Genomic DNA, 17,028 nt, shown 5'->3' with positions numbered 1-17,028 from the left:
CGTGACGCACGAGACGCCCGCTCACGCTGCGCCCCCGGGCGACCCGTCGCACGATGGAGGACGACCCCAGCCCACCGTGGAGGTACGTCATGCCGTTCGGAATCGGTCGCTCCCCGCAGGACAAGCGCAACCGCACGGTCGCCGACCTGCTCGTCGCGCAGCTCATCGAGGCGGGGGTGCGCCGGATCTACGGCATCGTCGGCGACAGCCTCAACCCCGTGGTCGACGCCGTGCACCGGTCCAACGCGGGCGAGAACGCGGGCAAGGGGATCGAGTGGATCCACGTGCGCCACGAGGAGGCGGCTGCGTTCGCCGCCGCCGCCGAGGCCGAGGTCACGGGCAGCCTCGCGGTGTGCGCCGGGTCGTGCGGGCCGGGAAACCTGCACCTCATCAACGGCCTGTACGACGCCAACCGGTCGCGCGTGCCCGTGCTCGCCATCGCGAGCCACATCCCGAGCAAGCAGATCGGCACCGGGTTCTTCCAGGAGACCCACCCTGACCGCCTGTTCACGGAGTGCTCCGTCTACTCCGAGATGATCTCGAGCGCCGAGCAGGCGCCGCGCGTCATCAACTCCGCGATCCACCACGCCTACGGCGCGCGCGGCGTCTCCGTCCTCACCCTCCCGGGCGACGTCGCCGACCTCGACGCCCCCGCCGCCGTGCCCGACGTCGCGTGCCGGCCCGCTCCCCCGCGCGTCGTCCCCGACGAGACCGCCGTCCAGCAGCTCGCGGACGCGATCGACGCCGCGAAGAAGGTCACGATCTTCGCCGGGGCGGGCGTGCGCGGCGCGCACGACGACGTCCTCGCGCTCGCCGACAAGATCGCCGCGCCCGTGGGCCACTCGCTGCGCGGCAAGGAGTTCATCCAGTACGACAACCCGTTCGACGTCGGCATGTCCGGCCTCCTCGGCTACGGCGCCGCGTTCGACGCCATGCACGACTGCGACCTCCTCGTGCTGCTCGGCACCGACTTCCCCTACGACCAGTTCCTCCCGGAGTCGGTCCGCACGGCCCAGGTCGACATCGACCCGACCCACCTCGGGCGGCGCACGCGCCTCGACCTCGCCGTCGTGGGCGACGTCGGCGAGACGGTGCGCGCGCTCCTGCCGCTCGTGAAGAAGGCGCGGTCGCGCAAGTTCCTCGACTCGATGGTCGCCAAGCACGAGAAGGCGATGACCGGCGTCGTCGGGGCGTACACGAAGAAGGTCGAGCGCACGACGCCGATCCACCCCGAGTTCGTCGCCGACACGCTCGACCAGGTCGCCGCCGACGACGCGGTCTTCACCGTCGACACCGGCATGTGCAACGTCTGGGCCGCGCGGTACATCACGCCCAACGGGAAGCGCCGCGTCATCGGGTCGTTCATCCACGGCTCGATGGCCAACGCGCTCCCCCACGCCATCGGCGCCGCGGCCGCTGGGCGTGCAGGGGGCCGCGAACGCCAGGTCGTCGCCATGGCCGGCGACGGCGGTCTCTCGATGCTGCTCGGCGAGCTCGTGACGCTCAAGCACTACGACCTTCCCGTCAAGGTCGTACTCTTCGACAACGCGAGCCTCGGCATGGTGCGCCTCGAGATGCTCGTCGACGGGCTGCCGATGTTCGGCACCGAGTCGCCGCACGTGGACTACGCCGCGGTCGCGAACGCGATCGGCATCCCGGCCGTGCGCGTCGAGAAGCCGAAAGACCTGCGCCGCGCCCTCCAGGAGGCGCTGAACCGGCCCGGGCCGGCGCTCGTCGACGTCGTCACCGACCCCCGCGCGCTCTCCATCCCGCCGAACATCACCGCGGGCCAGGTCCGCGGGTTCGCGGTCGCGATGAGCAAGGAGGTCCTCGGCGGCGGCATGGGCGAGGTCGTCTCGATGGCGCGTGCCAACCTGCGCAACGTGCCCCGCCCGTGACCGACGAGCCCACCCTCGCCGACGTCCGCGACACCGCCCGGGAGGTCTTCGGCTACCGCGACCTGCGCCCCGGGCAGCGCGAGGCGATCGCCGCGCTCCTCGACGGACGCGACGTCCTGCTCGTCCTGCCCACCGGGGCGGGCAAGTCCGCGGTCTACCAGCTCCCCGGCCTCGAGCTGCCCGGGCCGACGCTCGTCGTCTCGCCGCTCATCGCGCTCCAGCAGGACCAGGTGCGCTCCCTGCTCGAGCTGGGCGACGACGACGCGCGCGCCGCCGCCGTGAGCTCGGCCGTGCCCGCGGCCGAGCGCCGCGCCGCGCTCGAGGCCGCCGCGGCGGGCGAGCTCGAGTTCCTCTTCCTCTCGCCCGAGCAGCTCGCCAACGACGAGGTGCTCGACGCCGTCCGCGCGGCCCGGCCGAGCCTCGTCGCGGTCGACGAGGCGCACTGCGTCTCGACCTGGGGGCACGACTTCCGGCCCGAGTACCTGCGCGTCGGCGAGCGCCTCGACACGCTCGACCCGCGGCCGCGCGTGCTCGCGCTCACCGCGACGGCGTCCCCGCCCGTGCGCGAGGACGTCGCCGAGCGCCTGCACCTGCGCGACGCCGCGGTGATCGTCCGCGGGTTCGCCCGCCGCGGGATCGCGCTCGAGGTCGTGCGGGCCGTCGAGGCGGCGGACAAGGACCGCGCGGTCGTCGAGCGCGTCCGCGCGGAGGCCGAGCACGGCGTGGGGATCGTCTACGTCGGCACGCGGCGCCGCACGACCGAGGTCGCCGACGCGCTCGCGGAGGCGGGGCTGCGCACCGCGGCCTACCACGGCGGGCTGCGGCGGGCCGAGCGCGACGAGGCCCAGCGGCGGTTCACGGAGGACGAGGTGGACGTCGTCGTCGCGACCTCCGCGTTCGGCATGGGCATCGACAAGCCGGACGTGCGGTTCGTCGTGCACGCCGACGTCCCCGGCTCTCCGGACTCCTACTACCAGGAGGTCGGCCGCGCGGGCCGCGACGGCGAGCCCGCCGTCGCGGTGCTGTTCTACCGGCCCGAGGACCTGGGCCTCCAGCGCTACTTCGCGGTCGGCGTGCCCGACCGCGACGACCTGCGCGAGGTCGCGCGCGCCCTGGGCCGGGGCGGTCCGGACGACCAGGCGCCCTCGGCGCCCGACGGGCGGGCGCGGCTGCCCCGGCGCCTGGCGCGGCTGCGCGCGCTCGTGGAGGACGCGCGGGCGCTCGCCGGCGAGGACGCGCGCCCGGGTGCGGTGGCCGACGTCGCGCACGAGCTCGCGGAGGCCCGCCGCCGGGTCGACGACTCGCGCCTGCAGATGATGCGCGCGTACGCCGAGACCCCGCAGTGCCGCCGCCAGTTCCTGCTCGCGTACCTCGGCGAGGGGCTGCCCGAGCCGTGCGGGCGCTGCGACACCTGCTGGGTCGGCACCGCCGAGGAGAGGGTCGCCGACGACGCGTCCGCGCCGTGGTCGACGGGCACGATGGTGCGACACCCCGAGTTCGGCGAGGGGACCGTCATGGGCTACGAGGGGGACGACCGCGTGACCGTGCTCTTCGAGACGCACGGGTACCGGACCCTGAGCCTCGACGCGGTGACGGACCAGGGCCTGCTCACGGCGTCCTGACCCGCCGGTGGCCGGCGCGGGCGCGCGTCCGGCTCCGCCGGCCCGGCCGGTAGCATCGCCGCGTGCTCACCAGGACGACGGTCACGGACGACCAGCTCGCGGCGCTCGTGGCGCCCCTCGGCGAGGCGCTGCGGTCCGAGCCGCTGAGCGGCGGGATGTTCGCGAGCGTCTTCGCCGTCGACCTCGCCCCGCGGCCGGGCGCGGTGCCCGACGACGTCCCGGGCCGCGTCGTCGTCAAGGTCACGGGCGCCGACACGTCGCGCCTCCTGCGCTACGAGCACGGCATCCCCGGCACCGAGGCGGCGGCCTACCGGGCCGCCCACGCCGCGGGCCTGCCCGTCCCGCAGGTGCTGCACGCCGACCTCACGCGCGAGCACGTGGACGGCGACGCGCTCGTCGTGACGTTCCTCGCCGGGACCCTGTGGAGCGCGCGCGAGGCCGACGTGGCGGAGTCCGCCGCCGTCCGCCGCGGGCTCGGGTCGTTCATGGCGCGGCTGCACCGGATCGCGGGCGACCGGTTCGGCTACCCGGCCCCCGCGTCGGACCTCGCGGCGGCGAGCTGGCCCGACGCGCTCGCGCGCATGGTCGACGCCGTGCTCGACGACGCGCTCGCCTGGGGCGTCGACCTCCCGGCGGACCGGGTGCGCGACGCCGTCGCGCGGCACCGCGACGTCCTCGCCCGCGTCGAGGTCCCCCGGCTCGTGCACGCGGACCTGTGGCCGGGCAACGTGCTGCTCGCGCCGGACGCCCCGCGGATCGTCGGCGTGCTCGACGCCGAGCGGTCGCTCTGGGGCGACCCGCTGTTCGAGCTCGCGGGCGCCGACCAGCTCGGTGCCGGGCCCGTCGACGCGGACCTCCTCGCGGGCTACGCCGCCGAGGGCGGCGACCTGGGGCTGGGCGACGGCACGCCCGGCAGCGGCGACCCCGCGGCGTGGACGCGCCTGCGCCTGTACCGCACCTACCTGTCGTGCCTCCTCGCGGTCGAGGTGGTGCCGCGGGGCTACGAGGGCGACTGGGTCGAGGGGTACGCCGGCACGGCCCGCGCCAACCTGCTGCGCATGCTGGACGAGCTGGGCGCCTGAGACTCCCGCGTGGGGAGTCCTCCCCATGTGACGTACCCCCGGATCGCCCCACGGCATGGTCGGGTCACGGTAAGGTGTGCGTACGTTCACGACAACTCCACACGCCACTCCCGCGCCGTGGCCACCCGTCCGAGGGGACCTCGCATGATCGCGTTCATCGTCATCGGCATCGCCGGACTCGCCCTCCTGCTCCTCTCGCTGCTCGTCGGCGAGATCGTCGACCTGGGTGACGGCGCGGTGTCCGGGACGACGCTCGGCGTCGGTGGCGTGGTGTTCGGCGCGGTCGGCGTGATCGTGGCGTCCAACGACCTGCCGACGTGGCTCGCGTACGTCGGGTCCCTCGTCGTGGCGCTCGTCGTCATGGTGCTCGTCCAGCTGCTGGTCAAGAACCTGCGCGCGTCGGAGGACGGCGTCCCCGTGTCCCTCGTGGGCGTCCAGGGCACCGCGACGACCGCGATCGACCCCGCGCGCGGCGAGGTCTCGCTCGACGCGGCGCACGAGCTCGAGCGCCGCCTCGCGTGGTCCGACGAACCCATCCCGGAGGGCGCGCGCGTCGTCGTGCTCGAGCAGTCCGGGAGCCGCGTGCGCGTCCAGCGGCACTACCCCAACGACTGAGGTCCGACGGACCGACCACGGCGCCCCGCGCGTCGTCCCGTGGGTGCCGCGCACCCGCACGCACCACCGGCCGGCCGGCCGGGCACGCCCCGACCGGTCCGCCGTACGACTGCCGCACGTCCTGACCTGCCCGCACCCACGGAAGGAGACGCGCCCCGGCGCGGACCATGTTCGACGACACGAACCTCATCACGACCCTGGCGATCGTCGCCCTGGTCATCGCGTTCTTCGCGGTGGTCATCTTCATCAGCAAGCGCATCCGCCGCGTCCCGCCGAACGAGGCCCTGGTCATCGTCGGCCGCGGCGCAGGCCGCAAGGAGGCCGGGGGCAGCGGGCAGAAGGTCGTCGTCGGCGGCCGCACGTTCGTCTGGCCGATCCTCCAGCAGGGCTTCTCCATCTCGCTCGAGCAGCGCCAGATCGGCATCACGGTCGAGGGCGTGGACAAGAACCGCATCAAGATCGCCATCAAGGCGTCGATCAACTTCAAGGTGCGGGGCGACGAGGAGGGCGTGCGCCGCGCGGCCCAGCGCTTCCTCTCCCAGCAGGGCACGCTCACCGAGATCATCAAGGAGTCCCTCGAGGGCTCGCTGCGCTCCATCGTCGGCGACATGACGATCGAGCAGATCATCTCCGACCGCAAGGGCCTGTCCGACCGCGTCGTCGAGTCCACGAAGGCCGACCTCTCGGAGCAGGGCCTCCAGGTCGACCTGCTCAACATCTCCGACATCTCGACGCCGGGCTCGGACTACCTCGCGAACCTGGGCCGCGCCGAGTCGGCCCGCGCCCGCCAGGTCGCCGAGGTCTCCGAGGCCGAGGCCCAGCGCGCGTCGGAGTTCGCCGTCATCGAGGCGGCCGAGCAGATCGCCGAGCGCCAGAAGGCCCTCGACCTCAAGCGCGCCGCGATCAAGGCCGACACCGACCGCGCGAACGCCGAGGCCGAGGCCTCCGGACAGCTCGCGCGTGCCGAGCAGGACCGCCTCGTCGCGCAGCAGGAGCGCGAGGCGCTCGCCGAGCAGGCACGCGTGACGCAGGAGCGCCTCGACATCGAGGTCCGCAAGCCCGCCGAGGCCAAGGCGTACGCGGAGGTCCAGGAGGCCAACGCGCGTCGTGACGCCGCGAACGCCGCGACCGAGGCCGACGCCTACAAGCGCACTGTCATCGCCGAGGCGAACAAGACCGCGGCCATCCAGGACGCCGAGGCGTCCGCGCAGGCCGTGCGTCGCGCCGGTGAGGCCGAGCGTGACCGCCAGGTCGCGCTCGCGGCCGGTATCCGGGCCGAGGGTGAGGCCCGCGCCGCCGCGATCGAGGCCGAGGGTCGCGCCGAGGCGGCGGCGACCGACGCCAAGGCCGACGCGCTGCAGAAGTACGGCGAGGCGGCGCTCGTCCAGGAGCTCATCGAGCGCCTGCCGGAGATCGTGCGGGCCGCGGCCGAGCCGATCGGCAACATCCAGGGCATGACCGTCGTCTCGACCGACGGCGCGTCCGCGCTCACGAAGAACGTCGCGTCGGTCCTGGGCGAGGGCCAGGGCGTCATCAAGCAGCTCACGGGCGTGGACATCAACCAGCTCATCGCCAACCTCGCGGGCACGCAGCTCGCGGGCTCGGGCGACGCGCCGACCAACGGCACGTCGCACTGACCCACCCCGCCGAGCATGCGGCCGTGGCCCGTCCGAACCTCCGGGCGGGCCACGGCCGCATGCTCGGCGAGCCGGACGGCAGACCTGGGAGTAGGACTCAGGCCCAGCCGAGGCGGCCGAACGCGTTGAGCGCGAGCAGCACGCCCAGCGCCCCGAGCACCCAGCCCGTCATGTCCGTCGCGTTCTTCGTGAGCCAGCGGTCGAGCCGACGCAGCACCGGGTCGACCGCGCGCGCCGCGACGAGCCGGCCGAGCAGCAGCAGGAGCGCGGGCGCGACCATGACGACGCAGTACGCGGCGAGGATCGCACCGCTCCCGGGCCAGCCGACGTCCGACGTCGTGACGATCCCGATCGCGGCGAGGTAGGGCAGCATCGTCCCCACCTCGATCGCGACGGCCCCGAGGGCCAGCCCCACGAGCGGCAGGACCGACGAGCGTGTCCGGACCGCGCCGGTCCCGACGGCGTCCGCCTCGATCCCCAGCGCGCGCTCGCGCCACCGCGAGATCCGGCCCGGGCGCGGGGACGACGACGGCGCGCCCGCCCCCGCGGGCTCGGCACCGGCACCGGCGCCGGTCCAGGGGCCGGCTCCCACGGCGTCGGGCCGACCCGCGACCGACGGGGCGGCGTCGGACTGCGCGGCCTTGCGGGCCGCGCGCTTGCTGTCGAACCGGAAGCTCAGCGCGAACAGCCCGATCCCCAGGAGGAGCTGCACGATCGCGGCGGCCCGCGTGTCGAGCGCGGCGCCGAACCTGTCGAGGAACGCGCCCGCGCCGAGCAGCACGACGATCCCGACGGCGAGGTAGAACCCCGCCACCGTGCCGAGGTACACGAGCACGCGTCCCGCGCGCAGCCGCCCCGGCGCGAGCAGGAGCCACACGGGGATGAGGAGCGTGCCGAAGCTCGTGGAGTCGATGAGCGCCAGCACGACGAGCACGCTGGCCATCGCGGCCAGGCCGAGGCCCGGACCGCCGACGGCGTCGAGGTCGAGAGGGAGGTCCATGCCCCGAGCGTCCCGCCCGACGCGCGGGCGTGTCGTCCGGCGAACGACCGACCCGCGCGCCCGGAAGAGGGCCCCGATGGCGCGCGCGAGCGCCCCGTGCCGGGCCGGGGCGGGGCGTCGTACACCGTTCGACCGATCCGTCGCCGGGCGGGCTGTGCTGGGATGGAGGCGTGAGCACGCACGACGGCGGGACGCAGGACGCGCGCGCGGCCGTGCCCGGGCGGGGCGGGCGCTGGCGGACGGCGGTCGGCTCCCTGCGCGGCGTGTGGCGCATCGAGGACCGCCGGAACGACCTGTTCTCGGCCGTCACGACGTTCGTCCTCGGCTGGGTCCTGCTCGAGGTCGGGCTCGTCGGGATCGTCCGCGCGTCGTTCGTCGTCGAGCCCGCGCACGCCTGGTGGCGCGTGGCGCTGCTCGCCGTCGGGTGCCTCCTCATCCTCGCCAAGCGCGCGCACCCGATCCTCGCTCTCCTCGGCGGGGTGGTCGTCACCGCCGTCGACCTGCGGTGGGGCGGGAGCCTCGCGCTCATGCTCGTCCTGTGGGACCTGCTCTACGCCGCCGCCCTCTGGTCGCGGCCACGGGCGCGCGCCTGGCTCTGGGGCGTCGCGGCGACCGTGGTGGCGGTGGGCGCCGTCGGGGCGGGCGAGGCCGCGCGCGACGTGCGGGAGTTCGTGTACATGGGGCTCCAGCTCAGCGCCCTGCTCCTCGTGCCGATGTGGTGGGCCACCAACGTGCGCACGACGAGCGAGCTCGCCGAGGTCGCGGGCGAGCGCGCCGACCTCGCCGCGCGCGAGGCCGAGGCCGCGGCCCGCACGGCCGACCTGGAGCGCCAGCGCGCGAGCGACCTCGAACGCATCGCCCAGCTCGACCGGCACGAGGCCGTCCGGGCCGAGCGCGCCGCGATGGCGCGCGACCTGCACGACGTCATCGCGTCGCACCTGTCGACCATCGCCATCCACTCCGGCGCCGCGCTCGCCCTCCCGCCCGACGCCACGAAGGACCGCGCGGCGCTCGAGCAGGTGCGCGCGAGCGCCGTGGCGTCGCTCGACGAGATGCGCTCCATGATCCTGCTGCTGCGCACCGAGGGACGGCGCGAGGGGGACGGCGCGACGGACGCCGTCGCCGCCCCCGGCCGCCTCGCCGGCCTCGACACGCTCCTCGACGCCGCGCGCGCGACGACGACCGTCACGCTCCACGACCCGGACGGCGTCGCGGCGTCGCCGCTGCCCGCGGCGGCGGACCAGGCGCTGTTCCGCATCGCGCAGGAGTCCCTGACGAACGCGCTCAAGCACGCGCCCGGCGCCCCGGTCGCCGTCGAGCTCTCCCGGCACGGGGCGGCCGTCGTGCTGGAGGTGCGCGACGACGGCGCCCCCGGCTCCGGGACCGTCGAGCCACCGCTGAGCGCCGGCACCGGCCTGCTCACGATGCGCGAGCGCGCCGACGGTCTCGGCGGGACGTGCAGCGCCGGCCCGCTGCCCGGGGGCGGGTGGTCCGTGCGCGCCGAGATCCCCGTGGCCGGGCTCCCCGTCGAGAGGCAGGACGCGTGACGCGACGACCGGTCCGGGTGCTCCTCGCCGACGACCACGCCGCGATCCGGGCGGGCCTGCGCCTCCTGCTCGACGCCGCGCCGGACGTCGAGGTGGTCGGCGAGGCCGCGGACGGCACCGCCGCCGTCACGAACGCCCGGGCGCTGCGGCCCGACGTCGTGCTCATGGACCTGCGGATGCCGGGCGTCGACGGCATCGAGGCGACGCGCGTCATCACCGGCGAGCACCTCGCCGAGGTCCTCGTGCTCACGACGTTCGACCTCGACGAGTACGTGGACGGGGCGCTGCGCGCCGGGGCCGCGGGGTTCCTCCTCAAGACGGCCGAGCCCGCCGCGCTCCTCGACGCCGTGCGTCGCGTCGCGGACGGCGACGGCGTCCTCGCGCCCGAGGTCACCCGCCGGCTCCTCGCTGCGTTCGCGCGCGGCGCCGTGCCTGACGCCGGCCCCCCGCTCCCCGCGGGATCGCGCCCGGGCGGCACGGATGGTCTCGGGGACCCCGCGGCGTCGGGCGGCGGGGGCGTCGTCGCCGACGACCTACCCGACCCGCGGGTCGCCGACCTCACGCCCCGCGAGGTCGACGTGCTCGCGGCGCTCGGCCGCGGCCTGTCCAACCAGGGCATCGCGACCGACCTCTACATCACCGAGGCCACGGCCAAGACGCACGTGTCGCGCGTGCTCGCGAAGCTGGGCGTCGCGACCCGGATGCAGGCGGCGATCGTCGCGCGCGACACCGGCCTGGCCTGACACCCCCCCCCGGCCGCCGACCACGCGACCGTGGCCGCCGAGCACGGGATCAGCGACCGGAAACTGCCCGATCCGGTCGCCGACCCCGTGCTCGGCGAGACGGGGGTGGGGAGCGAGGCCGGTCAGGCCGGGGCGAGGCCCGGGCTCTGCACGACGAGGGCGGCGTGCCGGGCGCCCGCCCGCATCGCCTCCTCGACGTCAGCACCGTGCAGGTGCGCGTCGAGGAAGCCCGCGAAGAAGCCGTCGCCGGCGCCGTTCGTGTCGACGACGTGCGGCACGGGCTGTGCCGGGACCTCGACGAAGCCACCGTCCGGCGTGAGCGCGACCGCGCCCCGCGACCCGTGCGTGCAGACCACCAGGCGCGCACCCGCCTCGACCCGGGCGGTCATGAAGCCGCGCCAGTCCTCGAGCCGGTCCCCGCTGAGGAACACGTGCGTGCCCGCGTCGACCCAGGGCCGGTGGAACGCGGACTCGCCGTCGTGGTCGTGCAGGTCGACCCAGACGTCGCGGCCGCGGGCCACGGCGAGGTCGAGCACCGGGAGCGCGGGCACCGCGAGGTCGACGACGACGGCCCGCGCCGCGTCGAGCGCCGCGACGGTGGCGTCCCACCCCGCTCCCCGCGCCGGGACCTCGCCGGGGGCGCGCAGGTAGACCGAGACGCGGCCGCCGTCGTCGTCCATGAGGTTGAGGTGGCTCTCGGTGCTGCCGTCGGGCGAGGGCTCCGCGAGCACCCGCACCCCCGCGCCCTCGAGCACGGACCGGACGCGCGCGGCGTCGTCGTCCGTCCCGAGCACGGTGCGCAGGAGCACCGACCGGCCGAGGCGCGCGAGGTTGAGCGCCTTTCCCGCGGACGTCCCACCGACCGTGTGGCGGTGGGACCTGGCGAACACCGTGTGCGGCGTGGGAGCGGGCAGCTCGTCGAGCTGGACGAGGAGGTTCCACGACGCCGGCCCGGCGACGAGGACCTCGGCCTGCGGGGGCGTCATCGGTCCGTCACCGTGATGCCGAGGCTGTGGGCGAACGTCGCGGCGAGGCGGGCGAGCTGCATCGAGTCGATGGTCGAGCCGCGCAGCGACTCGATGCCGCCGAGCTCGTCGATCTCCGCGCCGCGCAGGTCCACGTGGGCGAGCGTGGCGCCCTGCACGTCGATCCGGCGCACGCGCGTACCCTCGAACGCGACGCGCAGCGCGTCGGACGCGACGAGGTCGAGCTCGTCGATCGTGCAGTCGGTGAACATCACGTCGCGCAGCGACGCGCCCCGCAGGTTGACGAAGCCGAGCTTGCAGCCGACGAACCGCACCCCGGCCCACGACGACTCGTAGAGCTCGGCGGACCCGAGGCGTGCGCCCCGCACCTCGACCTCGCGCCACCGGCCGCGGGTCCCGCGCACCACCGGGACGTCGAGGCGCCCCAGCACGACCTCCGTGAGCGTCACCGCCCCGAGGTCGGCCTCGTCGGCGCGCACCTGGTCGAGCCGCGTGGAGAACACGCTCGCGCCGTGCAGGTCGAGCCGGTCGAGGCGGAGGTCGGTGATCTCGACACCCTCGAGGTCGGCCTCCGCCTCGAGGTCGTAGGCGTCACCGGGCTGGAGGTCGTCCAGGACGACCGGGTCGATCACGGGTGGTTCGGTCGTCGGCTTCTTCGGGGGCACGCCCCGAGCCTAGGACCGGCCACCGACGCCCGGGCCCGCCGTCGCGCGGGCCCTGATCACCTCGAAGATCGCGGACCAGCCGTCCCGCCCGTGCCCGGCGGCGAGCGCGCGCTCGTAGTGGGACAGGACGGCGCGCGGGAGCGCCGTGTCGACGCCGAGCTCCTCGCTCGCTCCGAGGACGTGCGCCGCGGTCGCCCCCATCATCGTCGCCGTGCTGAGGTGCCCGGGGTGGACGCCGGTCTCGAAGTCCGCGCCCGGCGCCCCCTCCCCGCCGACCATCGCGGGCGTCTCGACGAGCGTCCGCAGCGCCTCGGGCACGAACTGCGTGGGCGGCACCCCGGCCGCCTGAGCGAGCGCCGCGGCGTGCGCGACGCCCGACAGCGCCGTGAGGAACACGTCGAGCTGCGCCTGGTACAGCAGCTGCGCGAGGCCCGGGTCCTCGCCCACGTGGCGCGGAGCGCCGAGCAGCGCGAGCACGCTCTCGTGCGCACGGAACGCCGCCCGGGGACCGGAGTAGTACACGTACGCGTCCGCGGTCCCGACACCCGGGGGCGGCGTCATGACTCCACCCGCGACGAGGGTCGCGCCGTGCTCGGCGACCCACCGTGCCGCGGCACGGGTCGCCCCCGGGGTGTCCGAGCTGAGGTTGACGACGGTCCGGCCGCGCAGGACGTCGGTCGCGCCGCCGAGGACGTCGTACATCGCCGCGTAGTCGGTCAGGCTCAGCAGGACGAGGTCGCTCGCGGCGACCGCCTCCGCGGGCGACGCCGCACGGACCGCGCCCTCGGCCACGAGCGCGTCAGCACGCGACGGCGTGCGGTTCCACACGGTGACGGGGTGGCCTGCGACGAGCAGCGTGCGGACCATGGCCTGGCCCATCGGCCCCAGGCCGATCAGGGCGACGGGGGCGTGCGCGCTCATCGCGCTCCTCCTGCGGCACCGGTACCGATGACAGCGGGTGCGGCGGTGGTGCGCCCGGGGTCCCTGATGCTCTCGACGGCGCGCGCGAACCCGTCGCTGCCGTGACCGGCGTCGACCTGCCGGCGCACCAGCGCCTGGACGGCCGCGACGACGTCGGTCGCGAGCCCGGCCTCCTCGCTCGCCCGGACCATGTCGGACAGGTCCGAGAACTCGAGGCTCTGCTGGCCGGGGCCGGCGAAGTCGCGGCGGTCGATGACGTCGGCGTAGCCCGCGAGCTCCGACGTCATCGCCGCGATCCAGGGTGCCGCTCGGCGCGCGAAGTCGCTCGCGCTCACGCCCGCCGTCCCGACCATCGCGACGCCGTGGAAGAAGCCCGCGAACATCGCGTACATGCCCGCGAGCAGCGCGAGGTCGTAGAGCGGCGCCAGACCGGGGTCCTCCCCGAACCACGTGCTCCCGCCCCACGTGCCGAGCACGGGACGGGCGGCGTCGAACGCGCTGCGCGACCCGCTGTACAGGACCTCGGAGCCCGGCCCGCCGATCATCGACGGGACGGCCATGATCCCGCCGTCGAGATAGTCGGCGCCGTGGGTGCCCGCCCAGGCGGCGAGCTCGCGCGACTCCTCGGGCGTGGTCGTGACGAGGTTGACGAGCGTCCGGCCCGCGAGCGCGTCCGCGACGGGGTCGAGCGTCTCGTGCACGGAGGCGTGGTCGAGCAGGACCGCGACGACGAGCGGCGAGGCGGTGACGGCCTCGCGCGCAGACGCCGCCTCGCGGACGCCGGACTCGAGGAGAGCGCTCGCCCGTCCCGGCGTGCGGTTCCAGACCGTCGTCGGGTGACCGGCGGCGACGGTCGCGGCAGCGAGCGCGCTGCCCATCGCGCCGAGGCCGAGCACCGTGACGGGGATGACGCGTTCCGAGGGTCGTGCAGGCTGCTCAGACATCGTTCCTCCGGGTGGGGTGGCGGTGCTCGGGCGGGCCGACCGCGCGGCGCGCCCTCGCTGTCCACCCTCCCCGGCGTACGGTCGCCCGGGAAGAACGCACTTCGAGGTGGGGTTCTCACCTCAGGGTGAGCGTGCAGGTCAGGACGCCGCCCGGCACGGAACCGGTCAGCGACGAAGGAGCGAACGATGACGACGACGACGGTCCGCACCTCCCCCGGCAGTCCGCCCACCGGTGCCTCCACGAGCACCGCGCGACGCGGCCCCTACGTCTGCGGGCTCGACGCCGCGATGGACGTCGTGAGCGGGAAGTGGAAGTCGCTCATCCTCTGGGAGCTCGAGGACCACGGGGTGCGTCGGTACGCCGAGCTCAAGCGCGGTCTGGTCGGCGTGAGCGACAAGGTGCTCGCGCAGCAGCTCCGCGAGATGGAGGCGGACGACCTGCTCGTGCGCGAGGTGTTCCCCGAGGTCCCGCCGCGCGTCGAGTACTCGCTCACCGAGCACGGCAGCGCGCTCAACGCGGCGCTCGCGTCGCTCGGCGACTGGGGCCGTGACCGCATCGAGCGGATCGGCGCCGCACGCGTCGGCTGACCCGATGCCTCAGGGCTCCGGGTGGAGAGCGTCGTAGCGCCAGAAGCGGCGCTGGGCCCGCACGACGAGCCACAGCACGACGACGCACGCCACGCCCCCCGCGACGGCGGCCCACGCCTCCCCCACCCAGGTCGCCTGCGCCCCGAGGACGAGCTCGCCGAGGCGCGGCCCGCCCGCGACGACGACGATGAACACGCCCTGGAGCCGGCCGCGCATGTCGTCGGGCGTCGCGGTCTGGAGGATCGTCTGGCGGAACACCGCGCTCACGGCGTCGGACGCGCCCGCGAGCGCCAGCGCGACGCTCGCCGCGACGACGCCGCCCACGAGGACGGTCGTCGGGGTCGTCGCGCCCACGCCGAGGAGCACGACGCCGAACAGCACGATCGACAGCCCGTACGCCGTGATCGCCCACACGATGACGCGGCCCTGCCACCGCACGCGCGACAGGCCGCCGGAGAACACGCCCGCGAGCACGGCCCCGACGGCGAACGCCGCGGTGAGGACGCCCGTCGTCGCCTCGCCACCCCCGAGGAACACGACCCCGGCGGCGGGCAGGAGCACGCGCGGCGAGGCGAGCACCATCGCGGCGAGGTCGACGAGGAACGTCGTGCGGACGTTCGGCTGGGTCGCGAGGTACCGCAGGCCGTCGACGACGGACCGCCACCCCACGACGCGGCGCCGGCGCCCCGCGGGTGCGGCGGTGACCGCGGCCGGGGCACCGGGGGCGGCGGGCAGCGGCGGGATGTCGGGGAGCCGCCACACCGCCCACAGCGCGGCCGTGAACAGGACGGCGTCGATCGTGTACGCGACCTGGTAGCCCCACAGCGCGACGAGGAACGCGCCACCCAGCGGGCCGACGGTGAGCGCGACGTTCCACGCGATCGTCTGGAGCGCGTTCGCGGCGGGCAGGAGCCGCGGCTCGACGAGGCGCGGGATGATCGCGGAGCGCGCCGGGTTGTTGATCGCGAAGGCGGCGGACTGCGCCGCGACGAGCGCGTAGAGCACCCCGACCGAGTTCAGGTGCAGCCACGCCTGGACGGCGATGAGCGCGGTCACCACCCACAGCGCCGTCGAGGCAGCGAGCGCGACCTTGCGGCGGTCGTACGCGTCGACGAGCGCGCCGCCGTAGAGCCCGAGCACCACGAGCGGCACGAGCGCGCAGAGGCCGAGCACGCCGACCGCGAGCGACGAGCCGGTGAGCGCGTAGACCTGCAGGCCGACGGCGACCACCGTGAGCTGCGAGCCGAGGTTGGAGATGCCGAGCCCCCACCACAGGCGGCGGAACGGCGGGGAGATGCGCAGCGGGGTCGTGTCCGCGAGAAGACCGTTGACTCGAGCCACGACCGCCGAGCCTACGTCAGCCCCCGGGTCGTGCCGTCCCCGTCGGGTCGGCCTGGTCCACGTCGGCGAGGGCGCTGTCGCGCGCCTCCGCCTCGCCCCACGCGTCGACGTGGCGGTGCGGGGGCCCCGGCGGCGGCGAGTACCCGGGGTGGGGCCCGGGCGTGAGGTAGGTGCGTGCGAAGAACAGCGAGGCCGCGAGGTCCTCGCGCCGCTCGGCCGCGGTGCGGGCCCGCCGCGTCGAGATCTCGACGACGACGTCCCCCGTCCAGCCGCGCTGCACGAGCTCGGTGAGGACCTTGTCGCACGGCTGGTCGCCCCGACCTGGGACGAGGTGCTCGTCCGTGATGGACGACGACCCGTCCGCGAGGTGCACGTGCGCGAGGCGGCCGTCGAACACGTCGAGCAGCGCGAGCGCGTCCTGCTGCGCGACGGCGGCGTGCGACAGGTCGAGCGTCACGTGCTCGTAGCCGTGCTCGGACGGGTCCCAGCCGGGGAGGTACGCCTGCATCTCCCGCTTGCGGCTGCGCCACGGGTACATGTTCTCGACGGCGATCGTGACGCCCTCGGTCTCGTCGAGCTCGCCGACGAGGTCCTCGAACTCGCGCGCGTACCGGTACTGCCAGCGGAACGGCGGGTGCACGACGACGGTGCTCGCCCCGACCTCCTGCGCCAGCTCGACGCTGCGGCGCAGCTTGGGGCCGGGCGACCGTCCCCACACGCGCTGGCTCACGAGGAGCGTGGGCGCGTGGATGCTGCGGATCGGCACGTCGTGCTCGGCGGAGAGCCGGCGCAGCGCCGCGGCGTCCTGCGTCGTCTCGTCGGACCACACCATGACCTCGACGCCGTCGTACCCGAGGTCGGCCGCCGCCTCGAAGGCGTACTGGGCCTTGCGCGGGTAGACGCTCGCCGTGGACAGCGTGACGTGGATGCGCGGCGGCTCCCCCGGTGACGGTGGGACCTCCCGCGGCGTCGTCGCGTCTGACATGCCGGTCACCCTAGACCCGTCCGCTGTGGCCCACACCAGCGGGCGGTCGACGCCGACGACCTCGCGGCGCGCGGAGGGCTTCCGACCCTCCCCTTTCCCGGCCGGATCGCCTAGGATGCACTGGTCCAGACCACTTGTCTGCCGGAGGAACACCATGGACCGTGCCGTCGTCGTCGCGATCACCGAGGGCCTGCACGCCCGCCCGGCCGCGCTCTTCGTCAAGACCGCCGCCGCCCAGCCCGCGCCCGTGCGCATCGCCAAGCCCGGCGGCGACGCCGTCGAGGCGGCGAGCATCCTCGGCGTCATGACGCTCGGCGTGTCGGCCGGGGACGAGGTCGTGCTGTCGACCGACGCCGACGGCGACGAGGCGAGCGCGTCGATCGACGCGCTCGTCGCCTTCCTGGAGCGGACCGAGGTCGCCTGACGTCGTGCCCGGCCCCGCGGAGGCGGGGCC

Annotated in this window: 16 protein-coding genes; 9 read left to right on the top strand and 7 right to left on the bottom strand. The window is 75.3% G+C overall.

Going from position 1 to position 17,028, the window contains the following annotated elements; genetic code table 11:
• Positions 1–89 precede the first annotated feature (89 nt).
• The 5 genes from AC3WT4_RS07150 to AC3WT4_RS07130 all read left to right on the top strand — a co-directional run bounded on the left by AC3WT4_RS07150 (position 90) and on the right by AC3WT4_RS07130 (position 6,854).
• Positions 90–1,898, top strand: coding sequence for a pyruvate dehydrogenase (locus tag AC3WT4_RS07150; protein WP_492315115.1), 1,809 nt, complete (start codon positions 90–92; stop codon positions 1,896–1,898).
• Positions 1,895–3,520: a RecQ family ATP-dependent DNA helicase gene (locus AC3WT4_RS07145; protein WP_492315114.1), complete on the top strand. Its 1,626-nt coding sequence runs from the start codon at positions 1,895–1,897 to the stop codon at positions 3,518–3,520. The genes AC3WT4_RS07150 and AC3WT4_RS07145 overlap by 4 nt, the downstream gene beginning before the upstream one ends.
• 62 nt (positions 3,521–3,582) lie before the next feature.
• The gene (locus AC3WT4_RS07140; protein WP_492315113.1) at positions 3,583–4,602 is read left to right on the top strand and encodes a phosphotransferase family protein; all 1,020 of its coding nucleotides are present in this window, start codon (positions 3,583–3,585) and stop codon (positions 4,600–4,602) included.
• A 144-nt stretch (positions 4,603–4,746) separates the two neighbouring features.
• Positions 4,747–5,217, top strand: coding sequence for an NfeD C-terminal domain-containing protein (locus tag AC3WT4_RS07135; protein ID WP_021482495.1), 471 nt, complete (start codon positions 4,747–4,749; stop codon positions 5,215–5,217).
• 167 nt (positions 5,218–5,384) lie between these two features.
• Positions 5,385–6,854 (top strand): flotillin family protein, encoded by a 1,470-nt coding sequence (locus AC3WT4_RS07130; protein WP_021482496.1) that lies wholly within the window; start codon positions 5,385–5,387, stop codon positions 6,852–6,854.
• 97 nt (positions 6,855–6,951) lie between these two features.
• On the opposite strand, the gene AC3WT4_RS07125 is transcribed toward AC3WT4_RS07130, so the two are convergent.
• Positions 6,952–7,854, bottom strand: a complete 903-nt coding sequence (locus AC3WT4_RS07125) for a GAP family protein (RefSeq protein ID WP_492315112.1) — start codon at positions 7,852–7,854, stop codon at positions 6,952–6,954.
• A gap of 170 nt (positions 7,855–8,024) precedes the next feature.
• Between AC3WT4_RS07125 and AC3WT4_RS07120 the strand changes: the two genes are divergently transcribed.
• Both AC3WT4_RS07120 and AC3WT4_RS07115 read left to right on the top strand, forming a co-directional pair.
• On the top strand, positions 8,025–9,401 hold the full coding sequence (locus tag AC3WT4_RS07120) for a sensor histidine kinase (RefSeq protein WP_083384953.1): 1,377 nt from the start codon (positions 8,025–8,027) through the stop codon (positions 9,399–9,401).
• Positions 9,398–10,144, top strand: a complete 747-nt coding sequence (locus tag AC3WT4_RS07115; protein WP_492315111.1) for a response regulator — start codon at positions 9,398–9,400, stop codon at positions 10,142–10,144. The genes AC3WT4_RS07120 and AC3WT4_RS07115 overlap by 4 nt, the downstream gene beginning before the upstream one ends.
• A 122-nt stretch (positions 10,145–10,266) precedes the next feature.
• On the opposite strand, the gene AC3WT4_RS07110 is transcribed toward AC3WT4_RS07115, so the two are convergent.
• From AC3WT4_RS07110 to AC3WT4_RS07095, 4 genes are read right to left on the bottom strand one after another with little or no spacing between them, the layout of a single operon-like run.
• The gene (locus AC3WT4_RS07110; protein ID WP_492315110.1) at positions 10,267–11,130 is read right to left on the bottom strand and encodes a carbohydrate kinase family protein; all 864 of its coding nucleotides are present in this window, start codon (positions 11,128–11,130) and stop codon (positions 10,267–10,269) included.
• Positions 11,127–11,795 (bottom strand): pentapeptide repeat-containing protein, encoded by a 669-nt coding sequence (locus AC3WT4_RS07105; RefSeq protein ID WP_492315109.1) that lies wholly within the window; start codon positions 11,793–11,795, stop codon positions 11,127–11,129. The genes AC3WT4_RS07110 and AC3WT4_RS07105 overlap by 4 nt, the downstream gene beginning before the upstream one ends.
• 9 nt (positions 11,796–11,804) lie before the next feature.
• Entirely contained in the window at positions 11,805–12,716 is a 912-nt protein-coding gene (locus tag AC3WT4_RS07100; protein WP_492315108.1) for an NAD(P)-dependent oxidoreductase, read from the bottom strand.
• On the bottom strand, positions 12,713–13,660 hold the full coding sequence (locus AC3WT4_RS07095; RefSeq protein ID WP_492315107.1) for an NAD(P)-dependent oxidoreductase: 948 nt from the start codon (positions 13,658–13,660) through the stop codon (positions 12,713–12,715). The genes AC3WT4_RS07100 and AC3WT4_RS07095 overlap by 4 nt, the downstream gene beginning before the upstream one ends.
• A gap of 186 nt (positions 13,661–13,846) precedes the next feature.
• Here AC3WT4_RS07095 and AC3WT4_RS07090 point away from each other — a divergent pair, with 186 nt between their 5' ends.
• Positions 13,847–14,248, top strand: coding sequence for a winged helix-turn-helix transcriptional regulator (locus tag AC3WT4_RS07090; RefSeq protein WP_108047705.1), 402 nt, complete (start codon positions 13,847–13,849; stop codon positions 14,246–14,248).
• 9 nt (positions 14,249–14,257) lie between these two features.
• On the opposite strand, the gene AC3WT4_RS07085 is transcribed toward AC3WT4_RS07090, so the two are convergent.
• Together AC3WT4_RS07085 and AC3WT4_RS07080 are read right to left on the bottom strand one after the other, a co-directional pair.
• A complete protein-coding gene (locus tag AC3WT4_RS07085) occupies positions 14,258–15,589 on the bottom strand; it encodes an MFS transporter (protein ID WP_492315106.1) in 1,332 nt (443 codons plus the stop codon).
• Between the two features lie 16 nt (positions 15,590–15,605).
• Complete coding sequence (locus tag AC3WT4_RS07080) at positions 15,606–16,574, bottom strand: sugar phosphate isomerase/epimerase family protein (protein WP_492315105.1); 969 nt, start codon at positions 16,572–16,574, stop codon at positions 15,606–15,608.
• A gap of 154 nt (positions 16,575–16,728) precedes the next feature.
• On the opposite strand from AC3WT4_RS07080, the gene AC3WT4_RS07075 reads away from it, so the two are divergent.
• On the top strand, positions 16,729–16,998 hold the full coding sequence (locus AC3WT4_RS07075; protein ID WP_074805022.1) for an HPr family phosphocarrier protein: 270 nt from the start codon (positions 16,729–16,731) through the stop codon (positions 16,996–16,998).
• Positions 16,999–17,028 lie beyond the last annotated feature (30 nt).

Source organism: Cellulosimicrobium sp. EB106-03-01-XG111 (assembly GCF_058792115.1).
This window is presented reverse-complemented; position numbering and strand designations above follow the sequence as displayed.